General features: G+C 44.9%; 19 protein-coding genes and 1 pseudogene. 7 read left to right on the forward strand and 13 right to left on the reverse strand.

Going from position 1 to position 17959, the window contains the following annotated elements; genetic code table 11:
* The first annotated feature begins 149 nt into the window (after positions 1-149).
* From KUV50_RS18290 to gldC, 7 genes are all read left to right on the forward strand, one after another.
* Positions 150-803: a heme exporter protein CcmB gene (locus KUV50_RS18290; protein ID WP_222581656.1), complete on the forward strand. Its 654-nt coding sequence runs from the start codon at positions 150-152 to the stop codon at positions 801-803.
* A 222-nt stretch (positions 804-1025) separates the two neighbouring features.
* A complete protein-coding gene (gene ccsA / locus KUV50_RS18295) occupies positions 1026-2072 on the forward strand; it encodes a cytochrome c biogenesis protein CcsA (RefSeq protein WP_222581657.1) in 1047 nt (348 codons plus the stop codon).
* Positions 2073-2176: 104 nt separating this feature from the next.
* Positions 2177-2293 carry a CcmD family protein gene (locus tag KUV50_RS19815; protein WP_410000069.1) on the forward strand — a complete coding sequence of 39 codons (117 nt, stop codon included), beginning with the start codon at positions 2177-2179 and terminating at the stop codon, positions 2291-2293.
* The gene (locus tag KUV50_RS18305; protein WP_222581676.1) at positions 2286-3722 is read left to right on the forward strand and encodes a Glu/Leu/Phe/Val family dehydrogenase; all 1437 of its coding nucleotides are present in this window, start codon (positions 2286-2288) and stop codon (positions 3720-3722) included. Before KUV50_RS19815 ends, KUV50_RS18305 begins: the two co-directional genes overlap by 8 nt.
* A 128-nt stretch (positions 3723-3850) precedes the next feature.
* Positions 3851-4339: an Lrp/AsnC family transcriptional regulator gene (locus tag KUV50_RS18310; RefSeq protein WP_222581659.1), complete on the forward strand. Its 489-nt coding sequence runs from the start codon at positions 3851-3853 to the stop codon at positions 4337-4339.
* 33 nt (positions 4340-4372) lie between these two features.
* On the forward strand, positions 4373-5152 hold the full coding sequence (locus tag KUV50_RS18315) for a TraB/GumN family protein (RefSeq protein ID WP_222581660.1): 780 nt from the start codon (positions 4373-4375) through the stop codon (positions 5150-5152).
* A gap of 82 nt (positions 5153-5234) precedes the next feature.
* The gene (gene gldC, locus KUV50_RS18320) at positions 5235-5597 is read left to right on the forward strand and encodes a gliding motility protein GldC (protein WP_222581661.1); all 363 of its coding nucleotides are present in this window, start codon (positions 5235-5237) and stop codon (positions 5595-5597) included.
* Here the strand turns inward: gldC and argH are convergent.
* The 13 genes and pseudogenes from argH to KUV50_RS18385 form a co-directional block, all read right to left on the reverse strand.
* Positions 5557-6897, reverse strand: coding sequence for an argininosuccinate lyase (gene argH / locus KUV50_RS18325; RefSeq protein ID WP_222581662.1), 1341 nt, complete (start codon positions 6895-6897; stop codon positions 5557-5559). The two genes, gldC and argH, sit on opposite strands and share 41 nt — an antisense overlap.
* Entirely contained in the window at positions 6894-7949 is a 1056-nt protein-coding gene (locus tag KUV50_RS18330) for a M20/M25/M40 family metallo-hydrolase (protein WP_222581663.1), read from the reverse strand. Before KUV50_RS18330 ends, argH begins: the two co-directional genes overlap by 4 nt.
* On the reverse strand, positions 7949-8731 hold the full coding sequence (gene argB, locus KUV50_RS18335; protein WP_222581664.1) for an acetylglutamate kinase: 783 nt from the start codon (positions 8729-8731) through the stop codon (positions 7949-7951). The genes KUV50_RS18330 and argB overlap by 1 nt, the downstream gene beginning before the upstream one ends.
* Position 8732: 1 nt before the next feature.
* Positions 8733-9668 carry an N-acetylornithine carbamoyltransferase gene (locus tag KUV50_RS18340; RefSeq protein ID WP_222581665.1) on the reverse strand — a complete coding sequence of 312 codons (936 nt, stop codon included), beginning with the start codon at positions 9666-9668 and terminating at the stop codon, positions 8733-8735.
* On the reverse strand, positions 9665-10798 hold the full coding sequence (locus tag KUV50_RS18345) for an aspartate aminotransferase family protein (RefSeq protein ID WP_222581666.1): 1134 nt from the start codon (positions 10796-10798) through the stop codon (positions 9665-9667). Before KUV50_RS18345 ends, KUV50_RS18340 begins: the two co-directional genes overlap by 4 nt.
* A gap of 11 nt (positions 10799-10809) precedes the next feature.
* Positions 10810-11772, reverse strand: coding sequence for an N-acetyl-gamma-glutamyl-phosphate reductase (argC, locus tag KUV50_RS18350; protein WP_222581667.1), 963 nt, complete (start codon positions 11770-11772; stop codon positions 10810-10812).
* Positions 11773-11774: 2 nt separating this feature from the next.
* Complete coding sequence (locus KUV50_RS18355) at positions 11775-12971, reverse strand: argininosuccinate synthase (protein ID WP_222581668.1); 1197 nt, start codon at positions 12969-12971, stop codon at positions 11775-11777.
* Positions 12961-13542 carry a GNAT family N-acetyltransferase gene (locus tag KUV50_RS18360; protein WP_222581669.1) on the reverse strand — a complete coding sequence of 194 codons (582 nt, stop codon included), beginning with the start codon at positions 13540-13542 and terminating at the stop codon, positions 12961-12963. The genes KUV50_RS18355 and KUV50_RS18360 overlap by 11 nt, the downstream gene beginning before the upstream one ends.
* Positions 13543-13882: 340 nt before the next feature.
* Entirely contained in the window at positions 13883-14581 is a 699-nt protein-coding gene (locus tag KUV50_RS18365; RefSeq protein WP_222581670.1) for an SIR2 family NAD-dependent protein deacylase, read from the reverse strand.
* A gap of 140 nt (positions 14582-14721) precedes the next feature.
* Positions 14722-15255 (reverse strand): thioesterase family protein, encoded by a 534-nt coding sequence (locus KUV50_RS18370; RefSeq protein WP_222581671.1) that lies wholly within the window; start codon positions 15253-15255, stop codon positions 14722-14724.
* A 382-nt stretch (positions 15256-15637) separates the two neighbouring features.
* A complete protein-coding gene (locus KUV50_RS18375; protein WP_222581672.1) occupies positions 15638-16228 on the reverse strand; it encodes an ankyrin repeat domain-containing protein in 591 nt (196 codons plus the stop codon).
* Positions 16229-16804: 576 nt separating this feature from the next.
* A complete protein-coding gene (locus tag KUV50_RS18380; RefSeq protein WP_222581673.1) occupies positions 16805-17446 on the reverse strand; it encodes a hypothetical protein in 642 nt (213 codons plus the stop codon).
* A 101-nt stretch (positions 17447-17547) separates the two neighbouring features.
* Positions 17548-17959: pseudogene (locus tag KUV50_RS18385) on the reverse strand (hypothetical protein); the annotation flags it as partial.

Below are 17959 nucleotides of genomic sequence, written 5' to 3' on the forward strand. Positions count from 1 at the left end.
TTCATATTTTTATTCTTTATTTTGATGCAAATCTAAGGGCGTAAGATGAACAGAATGTTAACTTAGGATGATCAAATCATGAATAGCGTACCTTCGGCTTAATTCTTCGATGGATTGGAATTTTAGTACCACTAATAAATGACTCTGGATTGAAAGCGTATATTTCCTTATTGAGAACGGAATGGTACCGGGATTATAAAGATCTCACCAGTTGGATGGCAACTTTGCAGTACCTCTTGGCCTCGACTTTTATCATTTATCTTATTTTTCGGGATATGGCCGGGCAGCTTTGGTTGTCCATGTTCTGGGTCATTGCCATTTTCTCGTTGATCAATGCCTCGGTGACTGCATTTAAGGATACGTTTACACATGACTTCGTATGGTTTTACCAGTTGTATGCACCGGAGGTCATCCTCTTGTCCAAGATGGTCATTTCATTTCTTAAAAATCTGATCTTACTGTTGGTTCTGTGGGGGTTGATGATTTTGTTCTTTGGACAGGCTATTCGCATTCCGGGGGGATTTTTTGTATCATTGGTCTTAGCAGCGTTGAATTTTAGTGCCATAAGTCATTTGGTTAACGCCATTGCGCATCGGACGGATCGTTCCCAATCTCTGTATCCTGTTTTGAGTCTACCATTGATCATCCCTGTCGTGCTGGAACTGTACAATATTGGGGCGATTGCCATCGGTCTTAACCCAGCGGCGAACAACTGGTGGTCCGATGCATCGATTCTGACCGGTTTGGGATTGATTTTTACCGTCGGAGCAGTAGTTCTTTTCCCTTACGTTTGGAAAGATTGAGTTGCAATGTGTATCCATAAATAAATTAAACTTCTTAAAGGAAGTAGTTGGAGTCTATAATTCAACTTATTAATATGTTGCTTTTCGTATTTTAAATACCTGAAGTAGTTGTATATTTGACTTTTTATTTTTCGACCTTAAATTCGAAAGAGTTCACAAATCAAATGAACTTTAAGGGCGATGAGTTTGTGTACATACAGAAGATATTAACCGACGTTGCCTATGAAGTGGTGGAAAATTCTATCAATACTGATATTACTTTATGTTCATATTGCCGGATTGCTGATTCCGATTGGAATCGGAATTACGAGAATACAGCCTTTTCAGGTGAAAGGTGGCGAAGAAGCCCGGTTTGAAATCACCACTTACAATGCTGATCTTTCTGCAGAAAATGAATCTCAGATCCGATCCTGGCTCAAATACGATGATGATCATTTGATTGCCGCAAAAAGTGTGGATGTATCCGCTGAGGATCAGTTGACGACAGTCTTTGACCTGCCTTCACAGTTGCCGGATGGAGGTACACACAGCGATCTGACCTTAATTCTGGATATTCCCGAACAAGGTACCCCGGTGCTTCCTCGTGCGGTGTATCTAGCCGCCGCAGATTCAGCGGTTGCAACTACAGCAGGCTGGTCGGCGATCAACCTGAGGGGGCTAAACGTAGTGGAAAATATGCATTTTCCCTATCGTTCGATATTGCAGGAAACGATTCGAAACACGTATTTCCATGTTAGCTTATGGATGGCTATGATGATCCTGTTGACGGGTGCGGTGGTTTATAGTGTACGAAATCTGCGGAGTGGTTCTTTGGCTCTTGATTCCCGGGCGATGGCGCTGACCCAGGTGGGTTTCTTCTTTGGAATACTTGGCGTTTTGACGGGGATGATATGGGCGCAATACACTTGGGGGAAAGCCTGGTCCTGGGACATCAAACAGTTGACAACAGCCATTGCATTGTTGATTTATGCCGCTTATTTTTTGCTGCGAAATTCCGTTCGCGATCCCTATCGGAAAGCTCGTTTATCAGCGGTGTTCAATATTTTTGCTTTTATAGCCTTAATTCCACTGCTGTATATTATACCCCGCATGTCTGAAAGTCTGCACCCTGGAAGTGGTGGTAATCCGGCGATGGGGGGGGAAGACCTCGACAGTACGATGCGGATGATCTTTTATCCGGCCATCATTGGATGGGCATTGTTTGGTTGGTGGCTGGCTGATTTGGCCACAAGAGTTCGAGAATTAAACATTCTTGCTAGAAAATACTAAGAATATAATTTAGATAACAATAATATTAGGTTTATATGACAAATGTAGCTATTTTTGTGGCTCAAATAATTTTAGCTGGAGATTTTATGCACAGTATGGGCAAGATGTATGTCGTGGTCGCTGTGGTCGTATTAGTGCTCCTGGGTATCTTTTCGTACCTGATATTTATGGATCGAAAAATTGCAAAACTTGAAAAGAGATTTAATAGAAAAAATGACTGATCAGCCTACCGCAACTACCACCGAAGAAAATAAGTTTTATGAAAGCTTTAGCCGTAATTTTGACAATGCCGCAAAATACACCAAAATTGATCGCGGCATGTTGGCACAGATCAAAGCGTGTAATGCCGTATATCAAATGCAGTTTCCGGTGGAAATCGATGGAGAAATTGAGGTGATCGAAGCGTACCGTATCCAGCATTCTCACCACCGTTTACCGACCAAGGGGGGGATACGATACAGTTCAGTGGTTAATCAGCAGGAAGTGATGGCACTGGCGTCATTGATGACTTTTAAATGTGCTTTGGTCGATGTGCCCTTCGGAGGAGCCAAAGGGGGGGTGCGAATAAGTCCCCGGAATTATACAGTAAAACAACTGGAAAATATTACCCGACGATATACCACGGAACTTATCAAAAAGAAATTTATAGGCCCCGGCATTGATGTTCCCGCACCGGATTATGGAACCAGTGCACGAGAAATGGGGTGGATCGTTGATACGTACCGCATTCTGGGGGGGGAAGATATAAATGCTTCAGCCTGTGTCACGGGAAAGCCGGTTCAGATCGGTGGAATTCGGGGCCGGACAGAAGCTACTGGTCGCGGTGTATATTACGCTACTCGAGAGGTGCTTCAGGATAAAGAATTGATGAACAGCATCAACATGCCAACCGGTACCGCAGGGAAGACCATAGCGATCCAGGGATTGGGTAATGTCGGTTCACACACTGCCACCATTTGTCAAAAGGAAGGGGGCATGAAGATCGTCTCTGTGTCAGAGTATGAAGGTGCCATATATAGTGCGGATGGAATCGATGTGGAGAAGTTGATCAAGCACCGGGCAGAAACAGGCTCAATTCTGGATTTTGAAGGCGCTGAAAACATGGACGATCGGTTTGATACCCTATATGTAGAGTGCGACGTACTTATCCCAGCTGCTTTGGAGAATCAGCTGCACGCTGATAATGCGGATCGGGTTCGGGCTAAAATAGTGGCTGAGGCAGCCAATGGACCAATTACCGCTGATGGCGAAAAAATATTATTGGACAACAATGTTATTATCATTCCGGACTTGTTCGCCAACTCTGGTGGGGTGACGGTGTCCTATTTTGAATGGCTCAAAAATTTGGATCATGTGCGTTTTGGCCGAATGGATAAACGGTTCAACGAGAATACTTACATCAGTATGGTGAACCTTATCGAACGCCTTACCGGTGAAAAGGTAAACGTGGAAGAGAAACTGGATCTGACCAAAGGTGGAGATGAGATTGATTTAGTACGCTCCGGCTTGGAAGAAACCATGATCACGGCCTACAGCTCCATCCGTGCAGAAATGAAAAAATCAGATATTCCGGATATGCGCTCAGCAGCCTATGCGGTAGCTTTAAATAAAGTGGCATCAGATTATTCTCAACTGGGTGTGTTCCCATAATTCACGATCGCTAAAAGAAAATATAAAGTGGCATCTCCAGAAATGGCAAATTCCAATTTTAACTAATTGGACTGGATGAATGCAGCTAGAAATGACCTACTTATACTATTAACTTAAAAAATTTTATCATGGCAAATTCAAAATTAGATTTAATTGATAATCAGATTATCAAGATTTTACAGGAAAACTGTAAAATAACCAACCTGGAACTATCCAAGCGCGTTGGCCTTTCACCAGCCCCCACCTTAGAACGGGTGAAAAAATTAGAATCCAATGGGGTGTTGGCCAGTTACCATGCGCATGTCAACCGCAACGCCATCGGACTGAATGTGCAAACTTACTTATTGGTGGAGATCGCGTGGAATATGGATAATGCACTGGATAACTTTCTGGAAAAAGTCAATGAAATCGACGAAGTCGTTGAATGTTATATAATCACAGGGGAGGCTGATGCATTGATGAAAATTATTTGCAAGGATATTCCGACCTATGAAAACCTATTATTCAATACCTTATCAAAAATAGAGGAAATTGGTCGTTTGAAGACTTTGATGACTTTATCTCAAGTCAAAAATTCATATGTGCTACCTCATGATTATGACCAAGGTGAAGAATAAAATAAATCATATCCTGAAAAAATAAAAATTCCATTGACCGAAGCACTTCTATGGCGGGTAACTTCACCGCAGGGATTTGATTCGTTCCTTTTTGGAACGATGCATGTCCGTGATGCCCTGGCATTTGGGAACATGCCACTGATCAAAAGTTGCATCAATCGGAGTGAAGTGTATTATTCAGAGTTGGAAATGGAATCAAAAGGTCTGGGATCTTTGGCGGAGTTACAACGCATGCCCCGAGGGCAGGAACTCACCGACATAATGTCTTTCCACCATTATAGCCGGCTGCGCCGAATTATTTTTCGGGCATTCGGGGTGGATATTCATCCATTGCGACATTTTTACCCGATGATTGTGGCGAATATTATTCAGACGTCAGTCCTTCAAAAGACTTCGGATGAGATATTGGATTATTACCTATACCAGTATGCGCGGGATCAAGGCAAAGAAATGCGGTATTTGGAAAGCCAGCGAAAACAACTGGCCATATTTCAGCAGATTCCCATCGCTTATCAGGTCAAGGCATTGCGTCAACTTGGAAGACAACCGGCTAAAGCGAAAAATCAAATCCAAGCCCTGCTTCAAGATTATGCATCGCGAAATACCAGGCAATTATACCAACGATCTAAAAGTCAACTTGGAAAGCTGCGTCACATTCTACTCTATCAGCGCAATGAGCAAATGGCTCTTCGTCTGGTAGAGGATTTGATGCATACTTCCGGATTTATTGCCGTTGGTGCCGCCCATTTGTATGGATATAAAGGTATATTGCGTTTGATGAAAAAGGCGGGATATTTAGTTAGTAGTCTATAGTTTATAAACTATAAACTATAATCTATAAACTTTGGTCTATAATCATGATCAACTTAACCAACAATAATTTAATTACCTTAATATGAAAAAGTCTAAAATAGAAATAGAAGTTACACTGGATGATGAGCAGGTGCCAACGGAGATCCGGTGGAAAGCGGATGATAGCCAGGCCGCTGGATTTAAAGCAGTGAAAAGTATCTTTCTGTCTCTGTATGATGAGGAGTCGGAAGAAACCATGAAGCTGGATCTGTGGACCAAGGAGTTTCGCGTCGACGAGATGGATAAGTTTATTTTCCAAACCCTGCGGACCATGGCTGATTCCTACTACAAGGCCACTAATAACGGAGACCTAGCCAATCACATGGTCCAATTTACCAAGTTTTTCGGAACAGAGACCGGATTACTTAGACCTGAAAATTCCGAAGACGATCAAAAACAGCCTTGATATCCGGTAATGGGTTTTGTGTTTTAATCCGGTCGAGCTTCTGAAGTATTTCAGTCGTGTTCAGTTGGCCAATGCTGCCTTCATGGATGTGATTAATTTCGGGTACATCCCCGGTTCCTGAATCGAGCTGTGTTTTGACCTCCAAATAGGCTTCCCGAAATGGCAATCCCTGATCTACCTTTTCCTTAATGAGTTCCACGGAAAACGCTTGTGCGTAAAGAGGATTGGTCATCAAACCGTCTTTGACCTTTATTTTGTCAATGACATACTCCAGAATATCCAGTGCATCTTCTAATATTTCCATTTTAGGAAAAAATACTTCTTTGAGTAGTTGATAATCCCGGTGGTATCCAGTCGAAAGATTCTGGATAATGGCGGTGATTTCATGAGGTAGGGTGGTCAGACCATTGAATTTAGCTCTTAAAAGTTCAAAGACATCGGGGTTCTTCTTGTGCGGCATTATGCTGGAACCGGTCGTATATTCGTCGGGCAGCGTAATAAAACCATAATTCTGGGAGTTGTACTGACAGACATCCATGCTAAATTTTGCCAGGGTCAATCCGATGCTGGCAAAGGCATTCGCCATCAGATATTCTGTTTTTCCCCGGTTCATAGAGGCCGCGATTACATTGTATTCCAGATCAGCAAAACCAAGCAATTCCGTCGTACGCTTCCGGTCGATGGGGAATGATGTCCCATAGCCTGCTGCGGAACCCAAAGGATTGTGATTGATAACATCGAGGATGTTTCGGACGACGGCATAATCATGAATTAGAGTTTCTCCATAAGCCCCGAACCAAAGTCCAAACGACGACGGCATCGCAACCTGCATATGCGTATAGCCGGGCATGAGCACATCCCGGTGCTTTTCGGATTGTTTTAAGAATAATTGAATCATCCGATCCAATTTTTCACAGAGTACAATCAAATAATCGCGGTAATACAGCTTCAGATCAACTAGAATTTGATCATTTCTACTTCTGGATGTGTGTAATTTTTTTCCCGCCTGACCGATTTTGGCGGTTAAGTTCATTTCGACTTGAGAGTGCACATCTTCCACACCATGCTCTATGGTGAAACGGCCTTGATCGGCCTGGTTCAATAAGGTTTTAAGCTCATCCAATAGTGCGGAAGCATCCTCTTTTTCAATGATTCCGGTCTCGTACAACATAATGGCATGCGCCATGCTGCCCAAGAGATCATAGGAAGCAATCCGCTCATCCAAAGCGGCATCATGGCCGATGGTAAACTGTTCGATTTTCTTATTTATATTCTGTTGATCACTCCAAAGCTTTTTCATGGTAAGTTGTTTTTCAGCGATTCAATAAATGCACGATATTTTACATATCCTTCTTCCAGCTCACTCAGCTCAATATATTCATCGGCGGTGTGCGATCGGGCAGACCGACCCGGTCCCATTTTCAGACTTGGGAAATTCATGAGGGCCTGGTCGCTCAATGTCGGTGAACCGTAGACCGGTATATTCAGGGATCGGATGGCCTGGAACAATGGGTGTTCTTCGGGTAAAAAGGAGGAGTTTAACCGGTACGAACGGGCGGTCAGGGTAGACTGGGTGATGCCGTCCAGCAGTTGAAATACTTCCTCATTGGTATATTGATCGTTGACACGCACATCGATTACAAAATCACAGCGATCAGGAACCACATTGTGTTGCGTACCCGCTGATATTTGCGTGACCACGGCCTGTGTGTCCGGAAGGTATCTGGATTCTTTGGTAAAGGTGAAGTGTCGAATAGCATGGATGTCTTCCAAGGCGATGTAGAGGGCATTGGTGCCTTCCTGTCGGGCGGCATGCCCGGAAACCCCTGCCGAGTGTCCATCAACGACCATCAAACCCCGTTCCGCAACAGCGGCACGCATCTGTGTGGGTTCGCCGACGATAGCGCCCCACGGTGTCGGAATTTCCCGAAGCACTGCTTCTATACCCCCCGATCCTGAAATTTCTTCTTCGGCTGAAGCAATTAATAAAAGATTGAAAGGTAAATCTGTGGCTTTGTAATAATCTATAAACACTTGGATGAGACAGCAAAGTGCGCCGCCTGCATCGTTGGATCCCAACCCATAAAGTCGATCTGATTCAAGGTTCGGTTTAAAGGGATCCTTCGTATAGGTCGATGCCGGCCTGACGGTGTCATGGTGTGAGTTAAGTACCAGGACAGGCCGGTTATCGTCCCAGTATAAATTTCGAGCCAGAATGTTGTTGCCCATTTGATCCACATCAACCCCCGCACGGGTCAAGTCATCGTAGAGGTACGCTGCTGTCTGATCTTCCTGCTTACTGTAAGAGGGAATGGCAATCAAATCCTGCAGGCGGGTTAAAATCGGTTTCATTATTCGAATATTCGGGTACCTGTCATTTCCCGGGCTTCCGTTAATTCGGTTAAACCCGTTATCCATACTTCGCTTACTCCATTGATCAATGCGTAGAAGGCATTGTCCAGTTTGGGAATCATGCCCAGTGTAATGACTTCATCCATTTTTAGTCTTTTGTATTCAGCGTAATTCATTGCGTGAATAAGGGTTTGATCATCGTCCGGATCCAGCATGACGCCCGCCTTGTCCATGCAAAACAGTAATCGAATGTCATAGTCTTCGGCCAGGGCTGTGGCCAGTTGAGTGCTGATGGTATCGGCATTGGTGTTGAGCAACTGTCCTTCGTTGTCGTGGGTGATCGCACAAAAAACCGGGGTCACTCCCAACTTTAGAATCATCTTGACCGCTCGTTTATTGACCGCTTCAATATCGCCCACATACCCGTAATCAATGGATTTTACGGTTCGCCGACGCGCCCGGATAGAATTGAGGTCGGCACCCGACATCCCCAGTGTTCGCACATTGTGTTTTTGAAAAATGCCGACGATTTTTTTGTTGTACAATCCGGCGTACACCATGGTGGCTACATTCAGCGCTGCCGCATCGGTGATTCGGCGGCCATCGACCATCTTGGGTTCAAATCCGAGCCGCTGGGAGATTTCACTCGCTTTGGCCCCACCGCCGTGTACGACGAGTGTACTTCCATCCAGCCGGGCCACATATTCGGCCAGTTTTTCAATGTGCTCATCGTCTTCCAATAGTTTACCGCCTACTTTTATGATCGTCAGTTTCTCTTTCATGTTATTGGCTCAATAGATTTTTCAATACGGCCTGAGCAGCGTAAATTCTGTTTTCGGCCTGTTGGCCGACCAGCGAAGCTTCCGAATCCAACACGTCATCTGACACTACCACATTTCGACGGACAGGCAGACAATGCATAAACCGACCTTGATTGGTCCGGCTCATTTTTTCCTGCGTGACCGTCCAGTCCGGTCGTTGAATGGTCCGGCCATAATCGTGAAAGGAGGACCAGTTCTTGGCATAGATATAGTCAGCTCCCTCAAATGCTTCTTCCTGGTCATGGACGAGGGTAGCCTGACCGGTGTATTCTTCGGATAACTCCATGCCTTCCGGACAGGCAATCGTCAAGTCAAACCCGGCCTGCTGGATGGTTCGGCTAAATGAATTGGCAACGGACTGAGGAAGTTGGCGCGGATGTGGGGCCCAGGTCAAAACGATTTTGGGCCGAGCCACTTTTTTCGTTTCCTGGATCGTCATCAGATCCGCCAGACCCTGCAAGGGATGCAAAGAACCGGACTCAAGACTGACCAGCGGTATGTCACAGTATTTGGCAAACCGGGTAATAAAATCATCGTGATAATCTTCCTGGGCGTCTTTTAACAAGGGAAAAGCCCGAATGGCGATGATGTCCGAATAGCGACCCAATACCTCCGCCTGCTCTTTGAGGTGTTCTGCGGCGTCGCCGTCCATGACTATGCCACTGCGTGTTTCCAGCTTCCAGGCGCTATCGGCCGCGAGATTGATGCATTCCATTCCTAGTTTACGTGCCGCGATCTCTGTGCTCAGTCGGGTGCGTAAGCTGGGGTTGAGGTACAGGCAGGTCAGTACTTTGCCTTCCCCGGGCTTTTTACCCACCCCTTGCTTTTTCAATACCAGGCCTTCGTTGGCCAAAGCTACAAGATCTTCTACTTCATCGGTATTTATAAAATGCTTCATGATTTTTCGACTAATTCAGTAAACGCCTGCACAAAAATATCAATTTCTTCCGGCTTTACGGTCAGAGGCGGAAGCAATCGCATGGTATTCGGCGATTTCGCGGAACCGGTAAATATTTTTTGATCAAAGATTAATTTTTTCCGTAATTCTTTAATCGGGAAGTCCAGATCCATCGCAATCATCAGACCGCGTCCCCGGATGGCTTGGATCGCCGGGATGTTCTTGAGCTGTCCGATCAGGTAATCTCCGGTCTGCTGCGCCTGATGCACCAGCTCCTCTTTTTCGAATACTTCGAGTACAGCCAATGCGGCTGCACAAGCCAGTTGATTTCCGCCGAATGTCGTACCCAGCAAGCCCGGTGATGCTTTGAACCGAGGATGGATTAAGAGTCCGCCCACGGGAAAGCCATTGCCCATTCCTTTGGCGACCGTAATCAGGTCAGGCCGAACATCCGGATGGATTTGATGCGCGAAAAAGTGGCCGGTTCGGCCGTATCCGCTTTGGATTTCATCCATGATAAAGGTTGAATCATATTTTTTCGTGAGCTCCTGGATTAATGTCAAAAAGGAACCATCGGGTTCTTCCATGCCCCCGATTCCTTGAACCCCCTCCACGATCACAGCAGCAACTGCTTCGCTCATGTGAGCAGTCAGAGCCTCCGGGTCATTCAAGGGTAAGCGGATCACTTCGATGCCCCGGTTTAGCGGCGCCTGAATTTTGGCATTATCGGTGACTTGGACTGCGGCGGAGGTTCGTCCGTGAAACGCATTGTCAAAAGCGATGACTTTGTACCGGTCTTTGACGAACGAAGCTAACTTTAGTGCGTTTTCGATCGCCTCGGCGCCGGAATTGACTAAAAATAAATCGTAATCCGGGTAACCGGATAATTCACCCAGCTTAGTGGCCAGTTCGTTTTGAATGGGCATCTCCACTGAGTTGCTGTAGAACCCGATTTTTTCGAGTTGGCCCTGAATACGTTCAATGTAATGCGGGTGACTGTGACCAATGCTGATCACGGCATGGCCGCCATACAGATCGAGATATTTTGTGCCCTCATTGTCGTAGACATAATTTCCGCCCCCCCGTTCAATGTTGACATCAAATCGGGGATAAACATCAAATAGTTTCATGTGCGCTTGTTTTAATAGATGGTTGGTTTTAGTATCAAGCCGGTCGTTTCCTCCCAGCCCGCTATCAGATTCAGGTTTTGAACGGCTTGGCCGGAGGCGCCCTTAAGCAGATTATCCAAGGTACTGGTGATGTGCACTTTTCCTTTTATTTTATCGACCTTCAGATACGCTCTGTTGGTATTAACGACGCGTTTGAGATCGAGGTCCTGACTGGTCACGATGGTAAAAGGATGGTCCGCGTAATAATCCTTAAAAAGCTGGACCAATTCGGCTTCACTGTGGCTGGTATCTGTGATGATGCTGGAAAAGATACCCCTTGGAAAATCACCGCGAACAGGAACCATAATGACCGGATGGTCATAGTCGGGTTGGAGGTCCTGGACACTTTGATAAACTTCAGGAATGTGCTGATGCGTTCCCAGTTTGTAAATAGACAGATTGTTGTTCCGCCAGCTAAAATGAGTGGTCGGAGAAGGTCGTTGTCCTGCCCCGGTGGACCCGGTGATGGAGGTTGCCGTAATTTCCCCGGTCAGCCAGCCGGCTTGAGCCAATGGCAAGAGGGCCAATTGTATTCCGGTGGCAAAGCAGCCCGGATTGGCGATCTTTCGGCTTTTTTTTATTTTTTCTTTTTGCCACTCGGGTAGACCATAGGTGAACTGGTGATCGGGACTGGCAAATCGAAACTCATTGGATAAATCCACGACGATCTTATCGTCTGGAATGGGATTGTCTTCCAAAAATTGGCCACTCCGTCCATGGCCCATGCACAAGAATAGGGCGTCATAATCTGCCTCTAAATCTTCTTTGAACTCTAGTGTACTTATTCCCTCGAGGTCCTGATGGATAGTACATACTGGTTGACCAGCCTGACTCCGACTTAGAACTTGTGTAACCTTTGTTTTTGGATGTTGGAGCAATAGACGAAGCAACTCTCCGCCGGTATAGCCAGCACCTCCTGCAATAGCGACTTTCATTATTATTTTTTGGTTTTATGCAGCTGATGATAAATAATGTCCTGGTTGCCGTAGATCTTGATAAACCCTTTGGCATCGTCCGCATCCCAGGCCTTATTGGTTTCTCCGTATTGCCCGGCTTTGGATTGCATAAGATCATTTTCAGAGGTGATGCCCTGAAGTTCAAAACGGTAGGGGTGAAGTCGTACATTGACAGTCCCGGTCACGGTTTCCTGCGAACTCTCGAGATAAGCTTCGATATCCCGCATCACTGGATCCAGAAACTTGGCTTCGTGAATCATCATGCCGTACCAATTGGCGAGTTGATCTTTCCAGTGTAATTGCCATTTGGACAACGTGTGTTTTTCCAAAAGATGATGCGCTTTGATGATGAGTATGGGGGCAGCGGCTTCAAACCCAACCCGTCCTTTGATTCCAATAATGGTATCGCCGACGTGGATGTCCCGTCCGATGGCATAGTCTTGAGCGATGGACTGAAGTTGTTTTATGGCCTCCACTTTATTAATGTATTGATGACTATCAATGCCACTTAATTCACCCTTCTGAAAATGAAGGACCAGATCCCGGGGTTCGGTCTTTTTTAACGGGCTCGGATACGCTTCTTCCGGAAGTGCCTGATCCGAAGTCAGTGTTTCCGCACCGCCCACACTGGTTCCCCATAGTCCTTTGTTGATGGAGTATTTCGCTTTGGACCAATCCATTTCAATCCCGTGCTTGATCAGGTAATCCATTTCTTCTTCGCGCGACAAATTTTGATCCCGGATCGGGGTGATAATCTCGATTCCTTCGGCCAGTGCGGAAAAAACCAGATCAAATCGTACCTGATCGTTCCCCGCTGCGGTGCTTCCATGGGCGATCGCTTCGGCGTTGATGTCTTTGGCAAATTTTACGAGCGTCAGTGCCTGGATCATGCGTTCTGCAGATACAGACATCGGGTAGGTGTTGTTGCGAAGCACATTTCCGTAGACCAGATATCGGATGCATTGATCGTAGTACGCTTGTTGTACATCCAGCACCCGAAAAGAAGCGGCGCCCATAATCCGTGCTTTTTCTTTGGCTTCCAGGATGTCTTCTTCATCAAATCCACCCGTATCGACCATAGCGGCATGAACATCGTATCCTTTGTCACTGAGGTACCGCACCGCATAGGACGTATCCAATCCACCACTATATGCAAGTACCAATTTTTTATTCTTCATCTTCTTTTGATTTTTTGTCAATGAGTTCTTTGTTAATTTGTTCTATTTTTGAGGCTGCCAGCATTCCCGTACATAAACACATTTTTCGATCGTTTCGCATCAGTATATCGTAGTTGGGGCAGCTTTTACACCCTTTCCAAAATTCGTCATCCTGGGTCAATTCAGAATAAGTGACCGGCTTGTAACCCAATTCACTGTTGATTTTCATCACGGCCAGGCTCGTTGTAATGCCAAAGATACGGGCCTGCGGGAATTTGTCTCGGGCCAATTCAAAAACCCGGTATTTTATTTTTTTGGCGATCCCCATTTTTCGATAGGTATCCTTGACGATCAGTCCCGAATTGGAAACATATTTTTTCCCTTGAAAAATCTCAATATAGCAAAACCCCACAAAATGATCACCGTCCAGGGCAATGATCGAATTGCCGTTCTTAAGTTTCTGCCGGATGTATTCCGGTTCTCTTTTGGCGATTCCCGTCCCCCGGACTTTGGCTGATTTCTCAATTTCAGCGCAGATTTCCTCTGCGTAGATCGCATGGTCTTCGTTGCCTATATGTAATTGAATGTCCATTGATTAATAAAATTGAAATAAAATAATGCTACAGGAATAAATAAAATGGGGTGGGTGTGACCAGGCTCGTCGATTTAGCATCGACGATCGTGCGGAATCCTTGCCCTTGAGGGGCGAGGGAAAAATGGATGATATGAATAGTTGATTTCCTGCATTGAATCGGTAAAAGTAGGAAATATTAATCAGACGCCCAAAGCTTAAAATGAATAAATTTAAAAGTTTTACTGGTGTTAGGTGGGATTAAAATGTCATAATTGTTAAAAAATGACAGTTTGAAACAAAAATGACATTTTGGTTTTGGCTTTTGAAATGAATTGGGGGTTCATAGCAATAAATAAAATTATTTAAATTCGGCTAGTATTTTTTCAAGGTGTACGATGGCCTGGGTTGCGGGGTAGGGAAGAACCTCGATTTGAGATTGATTCTGAAAGCTGCCGATGTCACCGGGGTTGGGATCGATGTAATAGATGGGTATATCCTGTGGGCAGTAATCCAACAGAGAAGCTGCCGGATAGACCTGTAGAGAGGTTCCGATCACAATGCACAAATCGGCCTGCTGACAAAGCATCGCTGCCTGCTCCAGCATGGGGACCGCTTCCCCGAACCAGACGATGTGGGGCCGGTAGGTGTGTTGATCGTCATCTTTGTATGCTGTGGTGAGGTCCTTCTTCCATTCCATGATGCGGCCGGGATCCTGCAGACTTCTGATTTTGAGTAATTCACCATGCAAATGAAGGACCTGGCTGCTGCCGGCCCGTTCGTGAAGATCGTCCACATTTTGAGTGATGATATGTACATCAAAATCCGATTCAAGTTCGGCCAAGAATTCATGGGCCGGATTGGGCTTGACTTCGAGCAGTTGCCGCCGTCGTTGATTGTAGAATTCGTGGACCAAATCCGGATCGTGCTGAAAACCCTGAGGGGTAGCTACTTTCTGCACGTCATGGCCTTCCCAGAGACCGTCCGCGTCCCGGAAGGTTTTGATGCCGCTTTCAGCGCTCATGCCGGCGCCGGTGAGGACGATTAGTTTTTTATTCATGATTTGTCGATTGTCGTTGAGCGTGCGCAAGATAGGGATATTTATACGCTTATGCTAAAAATAGAGTCTCATGAGATGAAGTGGTAGTATCAGAGTTCAGATAAATGGAAAGATTTTCGAATTCATTGGTCGATACTTTTTTACTCCAAGCGGCCACTAAGAATATCGCCATCGTGTTGAAATAAATGACTGACCCAGTCAGGCGGCGGGTTGTGGAGATCCTGAACGCCGATCTTTTTAAGGATATGTTGGAGGAGCTGGGGTTTGTCTTTTTTCCAAATCAAGGCTTTTGTTACGCCGACTGCCTTTATTTCACCCTTTTGTTCAAATTGATGGATATGATAAATCCACTTTTCGTCCCACCCAGCCGTTCGTAATTTTAAAGTAAATGAGGTCCAGCGTTTCAACGGCTTCCTGTAGATGATTTTTTGAGAACCCAGGGTGGGGGCCAGCCCCTTTAACACGATTTCCTGATAGAGCCTGGATCGGGCAATCATTTCCCACCGGATAAAGTCCATATAAGCTGCATATTGGGAGGCTGTCATGACACGCATTCCATCGCAGTCCAACAGCCGAACGGTAAACTTTCGGCTGAGCTCAGTCTGGATGTCTACTTGTTTTTGAAAGTTTCGGGCCAATAAAATTCGGCTAACACGGTACCAATAATAAAACATTTTTCTTTCTATTTTTCGACCGTCCAAAAAAGGTCAAGTCGGACGATTCGGGTAATATTCGTGGGATTATTCTCTGTAGGTGTCCAACGAAGTTTAGCTGTATAATCTATATATTTGGCAGCGGGCATTGTGTTGTACTGGTTTCCTTTACAAGGGGCAAATCAATGGCTGAATATAGTGAATTATGGGAAATTAATAAGCGGGGTGACGCATGATTTTCAACATTTTGAGGAGTGGGATCAGCTTATAACAATTAACGCACTTCTTAAAGATATAAAAACCGTATCAAAAACTAAGATGTTCTGGTTGAACACCTTCGGAGTTCAATGAAAAGCTTTAGAGCGCAAGTGACACGGGTGGTTACCATATACTTGTGAAGTGATTATTGAGCTCCGGCTTTTTCTAGAATAGCCACAATGTCTTTGAATCCCCTTTTTTTGGCGTGCTGAAGCGGGCTGATGCCCTCCTTATCCGGAATGTTGACATCGCAGCCTGCATTGACCAAAAGTTGAACAATGTTCGTATGGGTTTGACCACCGTTGCCCAGAACAATAGCTTCCATTAAGGCTGTCCAGGTCAGGTTATTGATATGATCGATGGGGTAGTCCGCTATTTTCAATAATTCCTGTACAACTGCTGTATGACCTCGCTCACAGGCAGGTATCAGTGCTGTGCCCCCATATCGGTTCAGTACCAGATGGTCAGCTTTGCCGGTAGCAAGGCAGGCTTTAAGAATTTCGAGGTATCCGCTGGCTCCGGCGTGAAGCAACGGGCTTTCCAGCCGATCGTCTTGTGCATTGACATCGGCACCGGAATTTATGAGCACGCTGGATGCTTCTACATGATTCTCGTAGGTCGCTACCATTAATGCTGTTCTTTTGTGGGAATCGGTGGTCTCGATATCAACGCCTTGTTCTAATAAGTTTTGAAGTTGCTCTATATCGTTGTTTCTGGCCGCTTTGATAAACTCCATTTCCATTTTATGATTGGTATTAGCAGATTTTTGGGAACAAGCAGTAAACAGACTGAATAGTACGAAACAAAAAACAAGTGGTGTGATTTTCATAATTTATCTAACTGTATATGTCTAATTACTGACTGATTTTTGTTGGATGTCAGTATCAGTAAGGGTGATTTCCAGGACCAGGTGCATCAATCAGGTGGCTTTTAATTCTAAGGATCGAAATGGTGAAATGTTTTTTATAAACGGAGTCTTGTTGGCGATTGACATATTCATTGGCTTTCTAATTTTGTATAAAGTGTTTATAGATAGTTCGTTGTGTAAAAGCAGCTAAGATTTCCGTCGTGAACGGAAGATATACGGAGTTTGTTTCACCCACTCACGTGGATTCACATCCAGAGCTTTGCGAGTTGCAACTATAGCAATCCGCAGGGCTCTATGTCGTAATAAGCACCTTCATTATATGACGCTTTCTGTTGATATTGGAAACATAGATGTTTGACTATCCCACAGCATTAAACATTTTTATCCTTTCGATGAACCAAAAGCTAAGCTGTGAGCTAAATACCCTGTAGTTATGCACCCTTTTTATGTCAGTTTGTTGATTATCCATTTCATCAATTCATGGGGTTCTGCAATCGACCAAGAGTGTGGATGTCTCGTACCGTTTAAGCGATATCCTTTACCTAACGCGTTAATAAATTCCGCATTTTCATTACCCAATATCCTTAACTCATTAATCATGGCTGTTTGGTCTAACGCATTCATATCATAATAGTCCGTCTGTCTTTCTCTTAAATGCCAATCAATATCCGGATCAGAATAAATTCTAATCGGGACGTCAATTAAAAATCTCGCGTTGCCACCATTTTTTACTGCTTTTGAGTACATCGAATGTTTAATGTAGATATTTGGCACTTTATCTGGGGAACCTCCGAATTGCTCATCGAGTTTGGATAAATAGTCCGTTGCCTCGTTAACGGCTACTTCCGAAAAATTTAAATCCTTTGTTCGCTGAAATGTATAGTAAATTCTTGTCCAGTCTAATGGTGGGTCTATTCCATAAACCGCAGTGGGTTCAATTGCTGTTAAATCAGGATTTTCTCTTGAGATTTCTACATATCTTATTGCGTTCATCCCTCCCAGCGAGAAACCTCCAACTACTATTTTGTCTTTTGGTGCTTGATATTCAGATATTGCTTTTTCAAAAGTAGTATTTAGAAATGTCATTGTGACTTCATCAAGATAGAGATTGTAATTAATCGAAGGAATTATCACTGCAAGGGGCTTCCACCAACGGTTTCAAACCACAAACCACAAACTACAAACCACTACTCCATTTCTTCAAATGTTCTCCCAATAATATCCAGCCCTTCGTTCAACTCCTCCTCCTGAATAACCAGTGGCGGCGCAAACCGGATAATATTACCATGTGTGGGCTTCGCCAGTAGGCCGTTCTTCATCAACGCGACGCACAAATCCCAGGCGGTGGTTGATTCCGGCTCAATAACCTGCTCTTCTACAGGCAGATGATCGGGGAAGGCATTTCTGCCCCGATGCTTTTTCTTTTTCTTTCTGGTGTAGGAGACTTCTTCGGTAGTAGATTCCAGCTCTGTCTGTTCTTCAGATTCAGGTTCGGAGAATATATTCAACTGGTTGTCCGCAGTCGCAGGAACAAAGCGTTCACGCTTTGCACCATAAACCATTTTCTGAAGCTCTTTTAATTGAAATTGGAGTGAAGCA

The sequence above is a fragment of the Membranihabitans marinus genome (genome assembly GCF_019802045.1).
Classification (GTDB): domain Bacteria; phylum Bacteroidota; class Bacteroidia; order Chitinophagales; family Saprospiraceae; genus Membranihabitans; species Membranihabitans marinus_A.

Excerpts from the sequence above, each read along its gene's own strand:
- ccsA (WP_222581657.1), top strand. The coding sequence starts at position 1,026 with ATGAAGTGGTGGAAAATTCTATCAATACTGATATTACTTTATGTTCAT.
- KUV50_RS19815 (WP_410000069.1), top strand. The coding sequence starts at position 2,177 with ATGTATGTCGTGGTCGCTGTGGTCGTATTAGTGCTCCTGGGTATCTTT.
- KUV50_RS18305 (WP_222581676.1), top strand. The coding sequence starts at position 2,286 with ATGACTGATCAGCCTACCGCAACTACCACCGAAGAAAATAAGTTTTAT.
- KUV50_RS18310 (WP_222581659.1), top strand. The coding sequence starts at position 3,851 with ATGGCAAATTCAAAATTAGATTTAATTGATAATCAGATTATCAAGATT.
- gldC (WP_222581661.1), top strand. The coding sequence starts at position 5,235 with ATGAAAAAGTCTAAAATAGAAATAGAAGTTACACTGGATGATGAGCAG.
- argH (WP_222581662.1), bottom strand. The coding sequence starts at position 6,897 with ATGAAAAAGCTTTGGAGTGATCAACAGAATATAAATAAGAAAATCGAA.
- KUV50_RS18330 (WP_222581663.1), bottom strand. The coding sequence starts at position 7,949 with ATGAAACCGATTTTAACCCGCCTGCAGGATTTGATTGCCATTCCCTCT.
- argB (WP_222581664.1), bottom strand. The coding sequence starts at position 8,731 with ATGAAAGAGAAACTGACGATCATAAAAGTAGGCGGTAAACTATTGGAA.
- KUV50_RS18340 (WP_222581665.1), bottom strand. The coding sequence starts at position 9,668 with ATGAAGCATTTTATAAATACCGATGAAGTAGAAGATCTTGTAGCTTTG.
- KUV50_RS18345 (WP_222581666.1), bottom strand. The coding sequence starts at position 10,798 with ATGAAACTATTTGATGTTTATCCCCGATTTGATGTCAACATTGAACGG.
- argC (WP_222581667.1), bottom strand. The coding sequence starts at position 11,772 with ATGAAAGTCGCTATTGCAGGAGGTGCTGGCTATACCGGCGGAGAGTTG.
- KUV50_RS18355 (WP_222581668.1), bottom strand. The coding sequence starts at position 12,971 with ATGAAGAATAAAAAATTGGTACTTGCATATAGTGGTGGATTGGATACG.
- KUV50_RS18360 (WP_222581669.1), bottom strand. The coding sequence starts at position 13,542 with ATGGACATTCAATTACATATAGGCAACGAAGACCATGCGATCTACGCA.
- KUV50_RS18365 (WP_222581670.1), bottom strand. The coding sequence starts at position 14,581 with ATGAATAAAAAACTAATCGTCCTCACCGGCGCCGGCATGAGCGCTGAA.
- KUV50_RS18370 (WP_222581671.1), bottom strand. The coding sequence starts at position 15,255 with ATGTTTTATTATTGGTACCGTGTTAGCCGAATTTTATTGGCCCGAAAC.
- KUV50_RS18375 (WP_222581672.1), bottom strand. The coding sequence starts at position 16,228 with ATGGAGTTTATCAAAGCGGCCAGAAACAACGATATAGAGCAACTTCAA.
- KUV50_RS18380 (WP_222581673.1), bottom strand. The coding sequence starts at position 17,446 with ATGACATTTCTAAATACTACTTTTGAAAAAGCAATATCTGAATATCAA.